Below are 14,676 nucleotides of genomic sequence, written 5' to 3'. Positions count from 1 at the left end.
GGGAGTGTGACATTCCAACTTTGCAGAAACAGGACATTCTAACTTTGTGGCTACATGCAAAGATCGCATAAGATAGATTATGGAACTAAATGATATGCCCAAATTACCTGAGAACCCCGGAAAACCGGCATTCTGGCGCCCTAGCGCTGTTCCAGCTCGCTGAGTTCGATCTCGAACTGCATCTGGTCGTAAGCCGGTTCGACGTGATCCGGCGTCTCACCCATCACTGTGTCGTAGTCCAACGGTGTATGCATATGCGTCAGGATCGCGCGTTTCGGCTGCAGTCTTGCGATCCAGTCCAGCGACTGTTCCAGCGACAGATGGCTCGGATGATAGCGGTATTGAAGTGCATCGATGATCAGCACGTCCAGCTTTTCAAGCCTCACTGCAGTTTCCGCCGGAAAGTCGCTGATATCGCTGCAATAAGCGACATTGCCGATGCGGAAGCCGAGCGAGATGATATCGCCGTGCTGCTGCTCGTGCGGCAGAAACGAAATGGTGCCGCCGGCGCCGGATATGCGGATCGGCGCGTCGAGCGTCTCGATCAGCCTGGGCTCGACGATCGGCGGATAATTGCTGCCTGGCGGCGTTTCGATGCAATAGCCGAAACCCTGGCGGATACGCTCCATCGTGAAGGCATTGGCGTAGATCGGCACCCGCTGCTGGGCATTGTGATAGTAGCCACGCAGATCGTCGATGCCGTGGATATGGTCGGCATGCGGATGCGTGTAGAGCACGGCATCGATGTGACCGACCTTTGCAGCGATCATCTGCTCGCGGAAATCGGATCCGGTGTCGACGACGACGGTGGTGACGCCGCCATTGCCGTCGAACTGCTGCACCATGAAGGATGCGCGCGTGCGCCGGTTCTTCGGATTGTCCGGGTTGCAGGCGCCCCAGTCACCGGTGATGCGTGGTACGCCTGGCGACGACGAACAGCCGAGAATGGTGAAACGCCGCCGGTAGCCCACGCCGCTAGATCCTTGGCATCTTGGTGAACAGCCGGAAGGCGTTGTCTGTGGTGATGCGCGCCATGTGGGCGTAGCTGAGATCAAGCGTCTCGGCGAGTACCTCGGCGGTATTCACGACGTAGGACGGCTCGTTTCGCTTGCCGCGCCAGCGCTTGGGCGCCAGATACGGCGCGTCGGTTTCGACGAGCAGCCGGTCATGCGGGATCGTCTTGGCGATCGCCCGCAGTTCTTCCGATTTGGGGAAGGTCAGGATGCCCGAGAACGAGATGTAGCCGCCGAGCTCGACGCCGGTCTTTGCAAGCTCGGGGCCGGCCGAGAAGCAATGCAGGATGAAAGGGAAGGCCCCCTTCCCTGTTTCCTCGGTCAGGATCGCCGCCATGTCCTCATCAGCGCTGCGGCTGTGAATGACCAGCGGCAGCTGCGTTTCGCGCGCGGCTTCGATGTGGCGGCGAAAGCCGGTCTGCTGGTCCTCAGGCGTCTGCGTGTCATAAAAATAGTCGAGACCGGCTTCGCCGATCGCAACAATCTTCTCATGGGCGTTCGCCAGACGAACGAGATCTTCCGTCTGGATATCGAGTTCCTCGTTGGCGCTGTTCGGATGCGTGCCGACCGAGCAGAAGACCGAAGGATAGCGCTCGGTGATCGCCAGCAGCCCGTCGAGCTTTCTGACGCGCGTCGAGATCGTCACCATCTGCTTGACGCCGGATTGGTGTGCCCGCGCGACGATTTCGTCGCGCTCGGCGTCGAAATCGGCAAAGTCCAGATGACAATGCGTATCGATAAGCATCGGCAGTCCTTACGCCTCAGGCGCGACGTAACGCGGGAAGACCGGTGCGGGTGCCTCGAGCTGCGTGCCCGGCACCAGACGGCCGGCCTCGCCGAGCGCTGCGAAATCGCGCTTGTCCGCAGGAGCGGCAACGAGATCGAGCAGCTTCCCGGCCGATTCCGGTACGATCGGCTGAAGCAGGATGGCGATCTGGCGGACGACTTCTGCCGTAACGTAGAGCACGGTGGCCATACGGTCCGGATCGGTCTTCTTCAGCGCCCACGGCGCCTGGCCGGCGAAATAGCGGTCGGTCTCGGAGACCACGCCGATGATCGCGGCGACAGCCTTGTGGATCATCTGCTTGCCCATGTCTTCGCGGTTGGAATCCAGCAGCGCGTCGGCAGCAGCCAGCATCGCCTTGTCCTCATCCGTCAGCGGACCGGGTTCCGGGATCTTGCCGTCGCAGTTCTTGACGATCATCGACAGCGAGCGGCTGGCAAGGTTGCCGATACCGTTTGCAAGGTCGGCGTTGATGCGCTGGCCGATCGCCTCTTCGCTATAGCTGCCGTCCTGGCCGAAGGAGACTTCGCGCAGAAAGAAGTAGCGCACCTGGTCGAGACCGAAGTGATTGACCAGATTAACGGGGTCGACGACGTTGCCGAGCGACTTCGACATCTTCTCGCCCTTGTTGAGCAGGAAGCCGTGGGCAAAGACGCGCTTCGGCAGCGGCAGGCCCGCCGACATCAGGAAGGCAGGCCAGTAGACGGCGTGGAAGCGGATGATGTCCTTGCCGATGATATGCACATCGGCCGGCCAGTATTTCGCCCGCGGGCCATTGCGGTCTTCGATATAGCCGGTCGCGGTGATGTAATTGGTCAGCGCGTCGACCCAGACATACATGACATGCTCGGAGTCATTCGGAACCTTGATGCCCCAGTCGAAGGTCGTGCGCGAGACCGAGAGGTCCTTCAGGCCGGACTTGACGAAGGAAATGACCTCGTTGCGGCGCTCGGAGGGGCCGATGAAATCGGGGTTCTCTTCGTAATGCTTCAGGAGCTTGTCCTGGTATTCGGACAGCTTGAAGAAGTAGCTGGCTTCCTCGACCCATTCGACCGGCGTGCCCTGGGGGCCATAGCGGACGCCGTCGGCGCGCACTTCGGTCTCGTCTTCCTGGTAATAGGCTTCGTCACGAACCGAGTACCAGCCGGCATAGGAATCCTTGTAGATGTCGCCGTTGTCGGCCATCAGGTTCCAGATATTGCGCGAGGTCTCGTGGTGGCGCTCCTGCGTCGTGCGGATGAAGTCGTCGTTCGACGCATTCAACAGCTTCGCCATCGCCTGGAATTCACCGGAATTGCGGTCGGCAAGTTCCTGGGCCGTGATGCCCTCGTTGCGCGCCGTCTGCTGCATCTTCTGGCCGTGCTCGTCGGTACCCGTCAGGAAGAACACATCACGGCCGTCGAGGCGCTGGAAGCGCGCCATGGCGTCGGTGGCGATCAGTTCGTAGGCATGGCCGATATGCGGCTTGCCGTTCGGATAGGAAATCGCGGTGGTGATGTAGAAGGGCTTCTTGTCTGTCATGGCGGCCATCTTGTCCGGCTTACTCTATAAAAATTGTCAGCCGCTCTTAGCGCATGTCATGGCGAAGAGAAACACTAAGTTTCGAAAGCGGCAGCCTTTTGGCCGTCTGCGCGGCAAGCTGAGCTTGACTCGTTTTTGCCCGCATCCTACCCCTTTGCCATCATCAGGGGCGAGGCAGAGTAGACCGTGAAAATTGAGCTGATCGCCGCACGCGCATCGGGGAATGCCGCTTGAGCCTTCCCGAAACCTTCCAGCCTCTCTATTCGCTCTCCGGCTTCTTTGTCGGCATGCTCGTCGGCATTACAGGCGTCGGCGGCGGCTCGCTGATGACGCCGCTGCTGGTGCTGCTCTTCGGCGTCCATCCGGCAACTGCCGTCGGCACCGACCTTCTCTATGCCGCGATCACCAAATCAGCGGGTACCGCGGTCCACGGCATACATGGCCGCATCAACTGGCGCATCGTCGGCTCGCTCGCCGCCGGAAGCGTCCCGGCCGCCCTGCTAATGCTCTGGCTGATGTCCGGCGTCGACCGCAAGAGCGTCGAGGTCGCCCATACGATCACCATCGCGCTTGGCTGGCTGCTGGTCATGACCGCCTTCATGCTGATTTTCCGCTCCCAAGTGCTCGCCTTTGCCAAGAGCGCCATCGGCGAGCGCTCGCCACCGAAGCCCGCGACGATCGCCATCTTCACCGTCATCCTCGGGCTGGCGCTCGGCGTTCTCGTCACGCTGACCTCGGTCGGCGCTGGTGCGCTTGGCGTCACCATTCTCCTGGTTCTGTATCCGAACCTCGATGTCCGCGAGATCGTCGGCTCCGATATCGTCCATGCCGTGCCGCTGACGCTGATCGGCGGCATGGGCTACTGGTTCATCGGCGAGATCGACTGGCTGATGCTGGTTGCCCTGCTCATCGGCTCGATCCCGGGGATCATCGCAGGCAGCCTGCTGGCGCCGAAGCTGCACGAGCGCACCATCCGCATCGTGCTGGCGCTGACGCTTGCCGTCGTCGCCTGGAAGCTGCTGACGGCTTGATTACGGCCCGGGTTGCTTGATATCGGCGAGAATGCCGAGGATCGTCTGCTTGCGGTCGAGATTATAGGCTCCCGACACCGTCAGCCGCTCGTTCACATCCGACTGTAGCCGCGCCATCCGCTCGGCACCGGCAATATCCCCTGCCCGCGCCGCCTGACGCGCCCGGTCCATCAGGTCTTCGCCGACATGGCTCACGAAGAATTCGAAGATCGTATCGCTTTCCTTGCCGGAAAGAGCATCGGCCAGCCGGTGCATGGCGCGCCGCGCCGCCGGTCCCTGCGCCGAAAGCACGTCCTGATAGGCATTGATGATCTCGCCGCCACCATAGTTCATAAGCTTTAAAGCCTCGCCAACGCTGCCCTTGGCGGCCGCAAGCAGCGACGGATCGTCGGTCGCAGCACCGAGATTGCCGAGCGCTGCCGCGAGATCGCCTTCGCCAAGCGGCGAAAGCTTCAGCGGCAGGCATCGCGAGCGGATGGTCGGCAGCAGCTTTCCCGGCGCATGCGAGAGAACCAGGAACAGCGCCCGCTTAGGTGGCTCCTCGAGGATCTTCAGGATCGCATTGGCGGCATTCCGGTTCATGTCGTCGGCCGGATCGATGATGACGATGCGCCAGTTGCCGGTGCCTGATGTCTGCGAGAAGAATTTCCCGGCGCGGCGCACCTCGTCGACGGTGATCGCCGACTTGACCTTGCCGGTCTTCTCGTCGACCGGCCGCGCCAGATGCAGGAGATTGTGCGAGGCACCCGATGAGATCTGGCGGCTGACGGGAGAATTCGGATCCGGATCAGGAATGATTTCAGGCGCGGTCGCGGGATCAGGGTGCGAGAGCACGTAATTGGCAAAGCGGAAGGCCAGCGTCGCCTTGCCGATGCCTTCCGGCCCCTCGATCAGGACCGCATGATGCCCCTTGCCGGAGCGATAGGACTGCGAGAGGAAAGCCTCCGCATCCTCGTGACCAAAGAGCTTGGGATTCTCCGCCGGCCAGATCGCCCCATCCAGCAGGCCGGGCCGGTCCTCACTCATGAACGGCTTCCGGCGTCTTTTCGGCCGCGTCAGTGCTCGTCAGCTGCGTGATGATCTCAAGGATTTCGGCGGCGATAGCGGCCTCGTCCTGCATGGCGTTGACGACGTGGCAGCGTTCCGGTTCGCGGGCGGCGATATCGAGATAGGCCTCGCGGCGCTTCTCGTGCGTTTCCAGCTCTTCTTTCTCGAAGCGATCGGGACCATCCGCATTGCGCTTCTGCACCCGGGCAAGACCGGCGCTTGCGGGAATATCAAGGATGACGGTGCAATCCGGCACCACGCCATTGACGGCGATGCGCTGCAGCGTCTCGATGAAATCGGGCTCCAGATTGCCTGTTACCCCCTGGTAGACGCGCGAGGAATCCATGAAGCGGTCGCAGAGCACGATCTTGCCCTGCAGCAGCGCCGGCCGGATGATTTCCTCGACGTGATCGTTGCGCGCGGCGGCAAACAGGATCGCTTCCATCCGCGTGCCGAAAGCTTCGGCCGCGCCTGACAGCAGTACGTGGCGAACGGCTTCCGCACCCGGCGAACCGCCGGGCTCGCGCGTCAGCAGCACCTGATGTCCGCGCTCGCGCAAAGCTTCGGCAAGGCGGCGGATCTGGGTCGATTTGCCAGCCCCCTCACCGCCTTCGAATGTAACGAACAATCCCGTACCGGACGACACGCGCACTTTCCCGTCTTCTCGCCATCCTGCGAAAGAATTGACGCAGGGCTCCTGACCTATCTAGCCGAAGACGCCGCCAAGTGAAACCTTGCACTGAGCCGGGCAAGCGCCCTTCCCCGCCAATTTCAAGTGCCGTCCGGGCCGTCAGGCGCCTTCGGCCTTGTCCCAAAGCCAGGAGAAGAAGACGGATTCGCCGAGTTCCAGCAGCGCATCGACCGCCCGGCTGGTCAGCGAGCCCTCGGCAACGCCCTGCGCGGTAAAGAGCGGCACTTCGCGCAACACGCGCCCGCCGGAGGAAATCACCAGCGTCCCCGCCTCCGCATCGGCCGCAACCGGCGCTGTCAGCGGCCAGCGATAGATGATTCGCGCCGCCAGCCGATCGGGATTGCTGACCGGGATATAGACGCTGACCGGCGTCTTGGCGACGAGGTTGACGCTGCCCGACTGCCCGCCATAGACGCTCGCCGACCCGACAACTTCCTTCTCGGCAAAGATCTGCCGCGTTTCGAAGGAGGTCAGCCCCCATTCGAGAATGCGCTTGGCCTCGTCTGTGCGCTCCTTGTCGGAGGCGATGCCGCCGAGTGCCAGGAACAACCGCTTGCCGTCACGCTGCACCGAGGCAACGATCGAATAGCCCTCGCCTTCGGCAAAGCCGGTCGCAAGGCCATCGGCGCCTAACCCGAGACCGAGCAGCGGATTGCGATTGCGCTGGAAGATCTTGTTCCATTCGAAATCGGCCTGCGCGAAGTAGGGATAATAGGCTGGATAGGTCTGCTGCAGATCGGCTGCCAGCGTCACCATATCCCGCGCCGTCGTCTTGCTCTTGCCGCCGTCGGGCAGGCCCGTCGAATTGCCGAAGATGCTCTTGGTCATCCCGAGCGTCTGGGCGCGGCGCGTCATGGCGGCGGCGAAATTCTCCTCGGTGCCGCTCATGCCCTCGGCGAGAATGATGCAGCTGTCATTGGCGCCCTGGATGGCAACGCCCTTGACCAGATCTTCGACGCGCACCCGGCTCTTCAGCGAAGCAAACATCGTTGCCGTCCGTGACGGTGCGCCGCCGGTGCGCCAGGCGAATTCGGAGACCGGATAATCGGTATCAAGGGTGATCTCGCCGCCCTTCAGCGAGGCAAAGACGATATCCATCGTCATCAGCTTGGCGAGCGAAGCCGGCGAAAACGACTGGTCCTCGTTCTTCGCCAGAAGCACGGTGCCGGTCGAAGCCTCGATCATATAGGCCTGCGCCGCCTTGGTGACGAAGCCGGCAGGTGCCGGATCGGCTGCCGCTGCCGCCGAAGCGGCAGAAAGCAGGCAAACGCAATAACCGATGAGACGCTTCAGCATCGCAAGTCCCCAAGCGCGAAATTCGATTCTGGAGGTTAGTGAACCCGGTGCGCGCCTGCAATCGGCGTCTTAGCGCACCGGCTGCTTTGCCTGCTGGCGCTTGTAGGAGGCGAGGATCGATTCCTGCGTCAGGCCATCGTTGCGGACCATGACGGCGTCGAAAGCGATCGGAACGGTGACCGTTTCGGTTTCCTGATAGCCCATGGCCAGCGAGCTGCCCCAGCCATAGGGACGCTCATAGGGGATCGGTCCGATCTCCGGCAGAACCACCATCTCGCCAAAGCCCTGCGGCGCACCCATCGTGCCGAAAGGCTGCGTCGGTGCGGGCGTCGGGACCGGCGCAGCATTATAGCGGGCGCTCGGCGTCGAACCGCCGTAAGCCGTCGCCGACATCGGAACCGGAACCTTGGAGGTCTGCGGCTCGGTCAGCGTGCCCAGGCTGCGCAGCTGGTCGCTGGTGATGCGGCGATCGTTGGAAGCGACCATCACGCCGCTTGCAATCTGGCCGCCCGGATCGACGGCCGGGATGCGGCTGCCCTTCGGCGTGTAGGAGGCCATCAGATAGGGCATGTCATGCCCATCCATCCGCGCCTTGCCGACATACTGAACGCGAACGCGGCCGGTGCCGCTATGCTTCATGTCGAGGAGATCGGCGGTCTTGTTGGACAGGTCGATGATTCGTCCCTCGTGATAAGGGCCGCGATCATTGACGCGCACGATGATCGACGAGCCGTTCTCGACATTGGTGACGCGCGCATAGCTCGGCAGCGGGAATGTCGGATGCGCCGCCGAGATCGACAGCTGATCATAGACCTCGCCATTCGCCGTCAGGCGGCCGTGGAAGGCCGAGCCGTACCAGGATGCGATGCCGACCTTGCTATAGGAGAAGTCTTCCTGCGGGTAATACCACTTGCCCTTCACCTGATAGGGATTGCCGACGATATAGCGGCCGCCGCCCTTCGGGATCGGTCCGCCCTCGACGACACGGGGGCTGGCTTTGACGCCATATTCTTTTTCGGAAAAGTATTCTTTGCCGTGAGCGCGCTTCTTCGGCGCCTGAGATGTTGTACCGCACGCCGTGACCGCAGCGCACATCGCCGCCAATGCCAGCCACCGCACACCCGTTGCGAAAGACGCCGCCCCGTATTCCAACTTCATTTGTCCCACGCCGCCAAAGATCGTTATGGTTAAGCAAGTGCCCTAAATCGGACCAACCCTGCCTACGCCCCTGCACCTAACGAGACTTTAATTGTGTGGCCAATGTGCCGAATTTGCGAACAATATCGCAGCGGTAGCCGCAATTTTAATGGTTATGGTTTATGAATGGTTAAATTAAAGGTGTTTCACGCCGTGAAACAGGTGGCGGAAGAGGTGGGATTCGAACCCACGGTACGGTTTCCCGCACGCCGGTTTTCAAGACCGGTTCCTTAAACCACTCGGACACTCTTCCGTTCCGCGCCTTATGACGCAAAGGCCCGCGTCAATGCAAGGGCTGCCCCCAAAAATCTCTGCGGCGCGATCGTCCTTGCCGGAAAATGGGAACATAAGACGCCTCAGGCGGTTCGGCTTTCTTCAACACTGATGAAGGAGGAAATCATGCTTGTGAAAATAGCTGCCGTATCCCTGCTGTCTATCGGGCTGGCAACATCCGCCCTCGCCCAGTCGTCCAACGGCGGTTCTTCGGGTGGTAGTGCAACGGGAAGCGGATCGGGGGCCGGGACGATGTCGGGGTCCGGCAGCATGAGCGGCAATGGAAGCGGCGGCACGAACGGGACGACCAACAGCAATCCCGGGATCGTCGATCCGAACACGACGAACAGCACAATCAATAGCGGAAATTCCGGCTCGACCGGTGATTCAAACGACTGCCGCCGTGAGCCGCAGGCAAATGCAAGCGGCAATACCGGTCCATCCGGCAATGTCGTGAGCCCGGATAATTCGGCCGCGTGCGCACAATAAGGCCGTTACGCGCGTCTGGGTGCCTGTCGCGTGACTGCAGCTAGTATCCAAGCCGCTCTCGGCTGCGGCCCGCTATGGTTGTCGTACAACGCAGGGCCGAGGCGCCGTCATAGTCCGAAACGGAGCGAAAACCGCCCTAACGATGTGCCATGGCGGCCAATTTTCCGATTGGCCGTCAGAATGTCGCGCGTTGGGGGCTAAGTGCCGTCTGAGCTTCAGGCGGCGACGGCTTCCTTGGGCTTTACGCCCTTATCCTGCTTGCGCACAGCCTCTTTCGCCATCTTGATCAGGTAGGCGACGAACAGTTCGTTGTCGGCCTCGGCGATTTTGCGGGCTGCTTCCAGGTGTTCCATAAGGTGTGAATGACGCATCTGAGTCTCCCGACGGTTGCTGTGTATCGATGATCACTAATATGCTTTAATGGCACGTTAATTTTGCAACCTGGAATAATTTACGTGGCGAAGTAAAAACTGGTTTCTTCTCAGCCGTTTCATTCGAATTTTATGCTTAACCATCCGTTAATATTTGGCTTGCCGTGCTTACCCGATGATTTATTCTCGAACGTCAAATGGGAGAGAGTAAAAATGTCCGGTAAGAGTTTGATCATGCCGCTGGGTTTTGCGGCGCTTGCCCTGTCGGGCCTGCTGTTTCAGCTGGTCAGCCACGCGATGCATATGCCGGTGACATTGCTTCAGCCCTGAGAATCGGGGAACCTTTCTGCAGTTTCCGCGTTCATTTCGTTGTTTTTCTCGGAGGGAAATCACTATGGAAGATCAGGGCGTAGGCTGGATTGCGGCAATCATCATCGGCGGCTTTGCCGGCTGGCTGGCCGAAAAGTTCATGAGCAGCAACATGGGCGTGTTCATGAACATCATTCTGGGCATTGTTGGCGCTATCGTCGCCAACTTCATTCTGGGGCTTCTGCATGTGCAGCCGCTGTCGGGCTGGCTCGGCTATCTCATCACCGGTTTCGTCGGCGCCTGCCTGCTGATCGCCATCGGCCGGATGGTCCGGCGCTGATCCCAAGAAAAATGCGCATGAAAAAAGCCGGGATTTCACTCCCGGCTTTTTTGTTGGGTGTCGGCAATCAGCGACGGCTCATCAGCCCGAAGACATAGGCGATGCCGGCCGTGACGGCGAGAGCAAAGATCGGCTCCTCGCGCACCTTGTCGCGCACCTTTTCCGTCATCACAGAAGCTTCGTCGGCAACGGCGGTCTTTGCACCCTGCCCCAGCGCCACGACGCTTTCGGAAAGGCGGGCCAAATCCTCGCGCAGCGCAGCGACCTGTGCGGACAGGTCATCGGCGGCGACTTCCGCCTTGACGCGCGCAGCTGTGGATTGGGCGGAGGCGGTTTTCAGTTCGGCCATTGTCTGCTCCTATTTTTCCGGATGCGGCAACAACGAATGGAGGCGGCGAAAGGTTCCCGGCAATGCGCGCTTTTGTTGCCTGGGGCGGCCTCGCAAAATCCATTCCGGACACTGTCATGTTTTCGTCCGATAACGCTTCAATTCCGCCGTGCTTTGCTCTAAGGAACGTCGAAAGCTTTGCCCGTGAATGGGCGGAATATAATGCGAGGTTTGCGTTTCGATGTTCCATATCCTGAGAAGAGCTGCCCAGACCTGGGTCGCCAAGCTCCTCATGCTTCTTCTGGTCGCCTCCTTCGGCATCTGGGGCATATCCCGCGAGCTGATCAGCGGCGGTTCCAGCACGACGGTCGTCACCGTTGGTGACCAGAAGGTGGACGTCAACGAGTTCCGCCTCGCCTACCAGCGCCAGGTGGCAAGCCTCAGCCAGCAGTTCGGCATGCGCCTGACGCCGGATCAGGCCAAGGCCTTCGGTGTCGAGCAGCAGACGATCGCGCAGCTCGTCGCCGGCGCTTCGCTCGACCAGCTCGCCGAAGACATGAATCTCGGCCTCTCCGAAGATCGCCTCGCTCAGCTGATCGGTGACGATCCGGCGTTTAAGGATGTCAGCGGCAAGTTCGACCGCACGCTCTTCACCTCGCGCCTGCGTAATGCCGGTATCCGCGAGGCCGATTATATCAACGAGCGCAGCAAGGTCGCGGTCCGCAGCCAGATCGTCGATGCCGTCTCGAATGGCTTCACCGCCCCGAAGACGCTGGTCGATGCGCTCAAGGTCTATCGCCAGGAAAGCCGCGACATCGATTACCTGCTGCTCACCAACGCCAATATCGAGCCGATCAAGGCGCCTGCCGACGACGTGCTCTCCAAGTGGTTCGATGGCGTCAAGACCCGCTACCGCGCTCCCGAATATCGCAAGGTCGCCTACCTGAAGCTCGAATCGGCCGATATCGCCGATGTCGCGACTGTTTCCGACGACCAGATCCGCGAGGATTTCGACAAGCGCAAGGAAACGTTCCGCACGCCTGAGACGCGCACGATCGAGCAGCTGACCTTCGCCAACAAGGATCTGGCAGCCGCCGCGCTGACGGCGCTGAAGACCGGGACGAGTTTCGACCAGCTCGTCACCGACCAAGGCAAGACGGCGACCGACGTACTGCTCGGCGATTTCACCAAGGACAAGGTTCCGGATCAGTCCGTTGCCGACGCAGCCTTTGCCGTTGCCAAGAGCGGCGGCACGACGCCTGTCGTCGACGGCGCCTTCGGCCCGGTCATCCTGCGCATCACCAACATCAAGCCGGAAACGACGAAGACCCTCGACGAGGTCAAGGAAGACATCCGCAAGCAGCTGGCGCTCGTCAACGCTTCGCAGGAAGTCATCAATGTCCACGATCATATCGAGGATATGCGCAGCGCCGGCCAGTCGCTCGAAGACATCGCCAAGGAGCTAAAGCTCAAGGCCGTCGTCATCGACGCGATCGATGCCACGGGCGCTGACAAGGATGGCAACGAGGTCAAGGATATCCCGGCCAAGCAGCAGCTGCTCGGCGAAGCTTTCAAGACCGAAGTCGGCACCCAGCCGGTTGCCGTTTCGCTCGGCAATGACGGCTATGTCTGGTTCGACGTTCGCCAAGTCACGCCGGAGCGCGAGCGCCCGCTCGCCGAAGTGCGCGACAAGGCCGTCGCTGACTGGACCGCAGAGCAGCAGAAGCTCGAGCTTGCCAAGAAGGCCGACGAGCTGAAGCAGGAAGCACAGAAGGGCAAGTCGCTGGCCGATATCGCTGCCCCGCTCGGCATCGCCGTCGAAAGCAAGGCCGGCGTGACCCGCAGCACTGACGACGCTGTCCTCGGCCGCGCCGTCAACGCTGCCTTCAGCGGTCCGGCCGATACGGTTGCCAGTGCCGTTGGCGCCGATCCGAGCACGCAGATCCTGCTCAAGGTCACCAATGTCAACGACGACCCGACGACCGATGCGCTGACCAACCAGGATGCGCAGATCGCCGCCGTCGCCAATGCCGCCGGTGACGATATCCTCGACCAGATGGTGACCCTGCTGCAGACGCAGTACGGTGCCTCGATCAACCAGACGCTCGCCGATCAGGCAGCCGTTCGCTAGCAGGAGCTTGAGCTGATGACCGATCTGAAGCCGCTTCTGGCCAAGGCCGCGAGCCGCGAGCCTCTGACGCGTGAGGAGGCCCAGGCGGCCTTCGACATCCTGATGTCGGGCCAGGCGACGCCTTCGCAGATCGGCGGCTTCCTGATGGCCCTCAGGGTGCGTGGCGAAACCGTCGACGAAATCGTCGGCGCCGCCACCACGATGCGCTCCAAGATGTTGCGCGTCGTCGCACCCGATGATGCGATCGACATCGTCGGCACCGGCGGTGACGGCAGCGGCACCTACAATATCTCGACGCTGGCGGCGCTGATCGTCGCCGGTGCCGGTGTCCCGGTCGCCAAGCACGGCAACCGCGCCCTGAGCTCGAAATCCGGAGCGTCGGACAGCCTCTCGGCACTCGGCGTCAAGCTGGAGATCAGCCCCGCGGTGATCAGCCGCTGCATCGCGGAAGCCGGTGTCGGCTTCATGTTCGCGCAGCAGCATCACTCGGCGATGCGCCATGTCGGCCCGTCGCGCGTCGAGCTCGGTACGCGCACGATCTTCAATCTGCTGGGACCGCTCACGAATCCCGCCGGCGTCCGCCGCCAGCTGCTCGGTGTCTTCGCGCCGCAATGGGTGGTGCCGCTCGCCGAAGTCATGCGCGATCTGGGCTCCGAAAGCGTCTGGGTCGTCCACGGCGATGGCCTGGACGAAATCACCACGACCGGCAAGACCAGCGTCGCAGCACTTGAGAATGGCAAAATCCGCACCTTCGAGCTGTCGCCGGCCGATTTCGGCGTATCGCCCTGCACGCTCTCGGCCCTGAAGGGCGGAGATGGCGTCGTAAACGCGGCGGCACTGCGCGAAGTGCTCGGCGGTGCCAAGAATGCCTACCGCGATGTCGCGCTCGCCAATGCCGCAGCCGCGCTCGTCGTTGCCGGCAAGGCCGAGACCATCGCCAAGGGCATGACGCTCGCCACGCAGTCGCTGGATAGCGGCGCGACGGCGGCAGCCCTCGACAAACTCATCGCCGTTTCCAACGATATCGACTAGGATTGCCCGATGACCGATATCCTGAAGAAGATCGAAACCTACAAGCGCGAAGAGATCGCCGCCGCCAAGGCCAAGGTCTCGCTTGCCGACCTGAAGGCAATGCAGGCGGGCCAATCGGCACCGCGCGGCTTTCACAAGGCGCTCGTTGCCAAGCGGGATGCCGGCGAGTTCGGGCTGATTGCCGAAATCAAGAAGGCGAGCCCGTCCAAGGGCCTGATCCGTCCGGATTTCGATCCGCCGGCGCTTGCCAAGGCCTATGAGAACGGCAGCGCCGCCTGTCTTTCGGTTCTGACCGATACGCCGAGCTTCCAGGGCGCGCCGGAATTCCTGACCGCTGCCCGCGCCGCCTGCTCGCTGCCGGCGCTGCGCAAGGATTTCATGTTCGAGACCTACCAGGTCCACGAAGCCCGCGCATGGGGCGCAGACTGCATCCTGCTGATCATGGCATCGCTGAGCGACAGCGACGCCGAGCGCCTGCAGGACGAAGCCTTCGGTCTCGGCATGGATGTTCTGGTCGAAGTCCACGATGCCGAGGAAATGGAGCGGGCGCTGAAGCTCTCCTCACCGCTCGTCGGCATCAACAACCGCAATCTGCGCACCTTCGAAGTCAGCCTGACTGTCAGCGAACAGCTATCGGCCATGGTGCCGGACGATCGTCTGCTGGTCGGCGAAAGCGGGATTTTCACCAATGCCGATTGCAAGCGTCTGCAGGCCTTCGGCATCAATACCTTCCTCGTCGGCGAGAGCCTGATGCGCAAGGACGATGTCGCAGCCGCCACCCGCGCGCTGCTGTTCGGCGAAGCCGCAATCGCGGCTGAATGAC

Annotated in this window: 15 protein-coding genes and 1 tRNA gene; 5 read left to right on the top strand and 11 right to left on the bottom strand. The window is 61.7% G+C overall.

Annotated features, from left to right (window positions below):
- Positions 1–140: 140 nt before the first annotated feature.
- From ACODR6_RS28840 to metG, 3 genes are read right to left on the bottom strand one after another with little or no spacing between them, the layout of a single operon-like run.
- A complete protein-coding gene (locus ACODR6_RS28840) occupies positions 141–971 on the bottom strand; it encodes an MBL fold metallo-hydrolase (RefSeq protein ID WP_489025832.1) in 831 nt (276 codons plus the stop codon).
- Positions 972–975: 4 nt separating this feature from the next.
- On the bottom strand, positions 976–1,758 hold the full coding sequence (locus tag ACODR6_RS28835) for a TatD family hydrolase (RefSeq protein WP_489025830.1): 783 nt from the start codon (positions 1,756–1,758) through the stop codon (positions 976–978).
- A 9-nt stretch (positions 1,759–1,767) separates the two neighbouring features.
- A complete protein-coding gene (gene metG / locus ACODR6_RS28830; protein ID WP_489025828.1) occupies positions 1,768–3,318 on the bottom strand; it encodes a methionine--tRNA ligase in 1,551 nt (516 codons plus the stop codon).
- A 230-nt stretch (positions 3,319–3,548) separates the two neighbouring features.
- Between metG and ACODR6_RS28825 the strand changes: the two genes are divergently transcribed.
- Positions 3,549–4,349: a sulfite exporter TauE/SafE family protein gene (locus ACODR6_RS28825; RefSeq protein ID WP_199629646.1), complete on the top strand. Its 801-nt coding sequence runs from the start codon at positions 3,549–3,551 to the stop codon at positions 4,347–4,349.
- Here ACODR6_RS28825 and ACODR6_RS28820 read toward each other — a convergent pair whose 3' ends face one another.
- From ACODR6_RS28820 to ACODR6_RS28790, 7 genes are all read right to left on the bottom strand, one after another.
- Positions 4,350–5,375, bottom strand: a complete 1,026-nt coding sequence (locus ACODR6_RS28820; protein WP_489025826.1) for a DNA polymerase III subunit delta' — start codon at positions 5,373–5,375, stop codon at positions 4,350–4,352.
- Positions 5,368–6,042: a dTMP kinase gene (tmk, locus tag ACODR6_RS28815; RefSeq protein ID WP_199629644.1), complete on the bottom strand. Its 675-nt coding sequence runs from the start codon at positions 6,040–6,042 to the stop codon at positions 5,368–5,370. Before tmk ends, ACODR6_RS28820 begins: the two co-directional genes overlap by 8 nt.
- A gap of 144 nt (positions 6,043–6,186) precedes the next feature.
- The gene (locus ACODR6_RS28810) at positions 6,187–7,383 is read right to left on the bottom strand and encodes a D-alanyl-D-alanine carboxypeptidase family protein (protein ID WP_489025824.1); all 1,197 of its coding nucleotides are present in this window, start codon (positions 7,381–7,383) and stop codon (positions 6,187–6,189) included.
- 69 nt (positions 7,384–7,452) lie between these two features.
- The gene (locus tag ACODR6_RS28805; protein ID WP_489025822.1) at positions 7,453–8,541 is read right to left on the bottom strand and encodes a septal ring lytic transglycosylase RlpA family protein; all 1,089 of its coding nucleotides are present in this window, start codon (positions 8,539–8,541) and stop codon (positions 7,453–7,455) included.
- A gap of 202 nt (positions 8,542–8,743) precedes the next feature.
- Positions 8,744–8,833: transfer RNA gene (locus tag ACODR6_RS28800), tRNA-Ser, on the bottom strand.
- Between the two features lie 103 nt (positions 8,834–8,936).
- The gene (locus ACODR6_RS28795) at positions 8,937–9,284 is read right to left on the bottom strand and encodes a hypothetical protein (protein ID WP_489025821.1); all 348 of its coding nucleotides are present in this window, start codon (positions 9,282–9,284) and stop codon (positions 8,937–8,939) included.
- A gap of 273 nt (positions 9,285–9,557) precedes the next feature.
- Positions 9,558–9,713, bottom strand: a complete 156-nt coding sequence (locus ACODR6_RS28790) for a hypothetical protein (protein WP_162708678.1) — start codon at positions 9,711–9,713, stop codon at positions 9,558–9,560.
- Between the two features lie 394 nt (positions 9,714–10,107).
- On the opposite strand from ACODR6_RS28790, the gene ACODR6_RS28785 reads away from it, so the two are divergent.
- Positions 10,108–10,362: a GlsB/YeaQ/YmgE family stress response membrane protein gene (locus ACODR6_RS28785; RefSeq protein ID WP_112716229.1), complete on the top strand. Its 255-nt coding sequence runs from the start codon at positions 10,108–10,110 to the stop codon at positions 10,360–10,362.
- Positions 10,363–10,429: 67 nt separating this feature from the next.
- Here the strand turns inward: ACODR6_RS28785 and ACODR6_RS28780 are convergent, their stop codons facing one another.
- Positions 10,430–10,711, bottom strand: coding sequence for a hypothetical protein (locus tag ACODR6_RS28780; RefSeq protein WP_112716231.1), 282 nt, complete (start codon positions 10,709–10,711; stop codon positions 10,430–10,432).
- A gap of 220 nt (positions 10,712–10,931) precedes the next feature.
- On the opposite strand from ACODR6_RS28780, the gene ACODR6_RS28775 reads away from it, so the two are divergent.
- Genes ACODR6_RS28775 through trpC form a run of 3 tightly spaced genes read left to right on the top strand, consistent with a single transcriptional unit; the run spans position 10,932 to position 14,675 of the window.
- Positions 10,932–12,821, top strand: coding sequence for a peptidylprolyl isomerase (locus ACODR6_RS28775; RefSeq protein ID WP_489025819.1), 1,890 nt, complete (start codon positions 10,932–10,934; stop codon positions 12,819–12,821).
- Positions 12,822–12,836: 15 nt separating this feature from the next.
- Complete coding sequence (gene trpD, locus ACODR6_RS28770; RefSeq protein WP_489025817.1) at positions 12,837–13,853, top strand: anthranilate phosphoribosyltransferase; 1,017 nt, start codon at positions 12,837–12,839, stop codon at positions 13,851–13,853.
- Between the two features lie 9 nt (positions 13,854–13,862).
- Entirely contained in the window at positions 13,863–14,675 is an 813-nt protein-coding gene (gene trpC / locus ACODR6_RS28765; protein WP_203428874.1) for an indole-3-glycerol phosphate synthase TrpC, read from the top strand.
- The last annotated feature ends 1 nt before the right edge of the window (position 14,676 follow it).

The organism is Rhizobium sp. FG96, from assembly GCF_057808655.1.
The sequence above is the reverse complement of the archived record's forward strand: the minus strand, read 5'-3'. Positions and strand labels throughout refer to the sequence as shown.

Coding starts and splice junctions, on each gene's coding strand:
- trpC (WP_203428874.1), top strand. CDS start 13,863: ATGACCGATATCCTGAAGAAGATCGAAACCTACAAGCGCGAAGAGATC.
- ACODR6_RS28775 (WP_489025819.1), top strand. CDS start 10,932: ATGTTCCATATCCTGAGAAGAGCTGCCCAGACCTGGGTCGCCAAGCTC.
- ACODR6_RS28805 (WP_489025822.1), bottom strand. CDS start 8,541: ATGAAGTTGGAATACGGGGCGGCGTCTTTCGCAACGGGTGTGCGGTGG.
- ACODR6_RS28835 (WP_489025830.1), bottom strand. CDS start 1,758: ATGCTTATCGATACGCATTGTCATCTGGACTTTGCCGATTTCGACGCC.
- trpD (WP_489025817.1), top strand. CDS start 12,837: ATGACCGATCTGAAGCCGCTTCTGGCCAAGGCCGCGAGCCGCGAGCCT.
- ACODR6_RS28820 (WP_489025826.1), bottom strand. CDS start 5,375: ATGAGTGAGGACCGGCCCGGCCTGCTGGATGGGGCGATCTGGCCGGCG.
- ACODR6_RS28790 (WP_162708678.1), bottom strand. CDS start 9,713: ATGCGTCATTCACACCTTATGGAACACCTGGAAGCAGCCCGCAAAATC.
- ACODR6_RS28780 (WP_112716231.1), bottom strand. CDS start 10,711: ATGGCCGAACTGAAAACCGCCTCCGCCCAATCCACAGCTGCGCGCGTC.
- ACODR6_RS28810 (WP_489025824.1), bottom strand. CDS start 7,383: ATGCTGAAGCGTCTCATCGGTTATTGCGTTTGCCTGCTTTCTGCCGCT.
- ACODR6_RS28785 (WP_112716229.1), top strand. CDS start 10,108: ATGGAAGATCAGGGCGTAGGCTGGATTGCGGCAATCATCATCGGCGGC.
- metG (WP_489025828.1), bottom strand. CDS start 3,318: ATGACAGACAAGAAGCCCTTCTACATCACCACCGCGATTTCCTATCCG.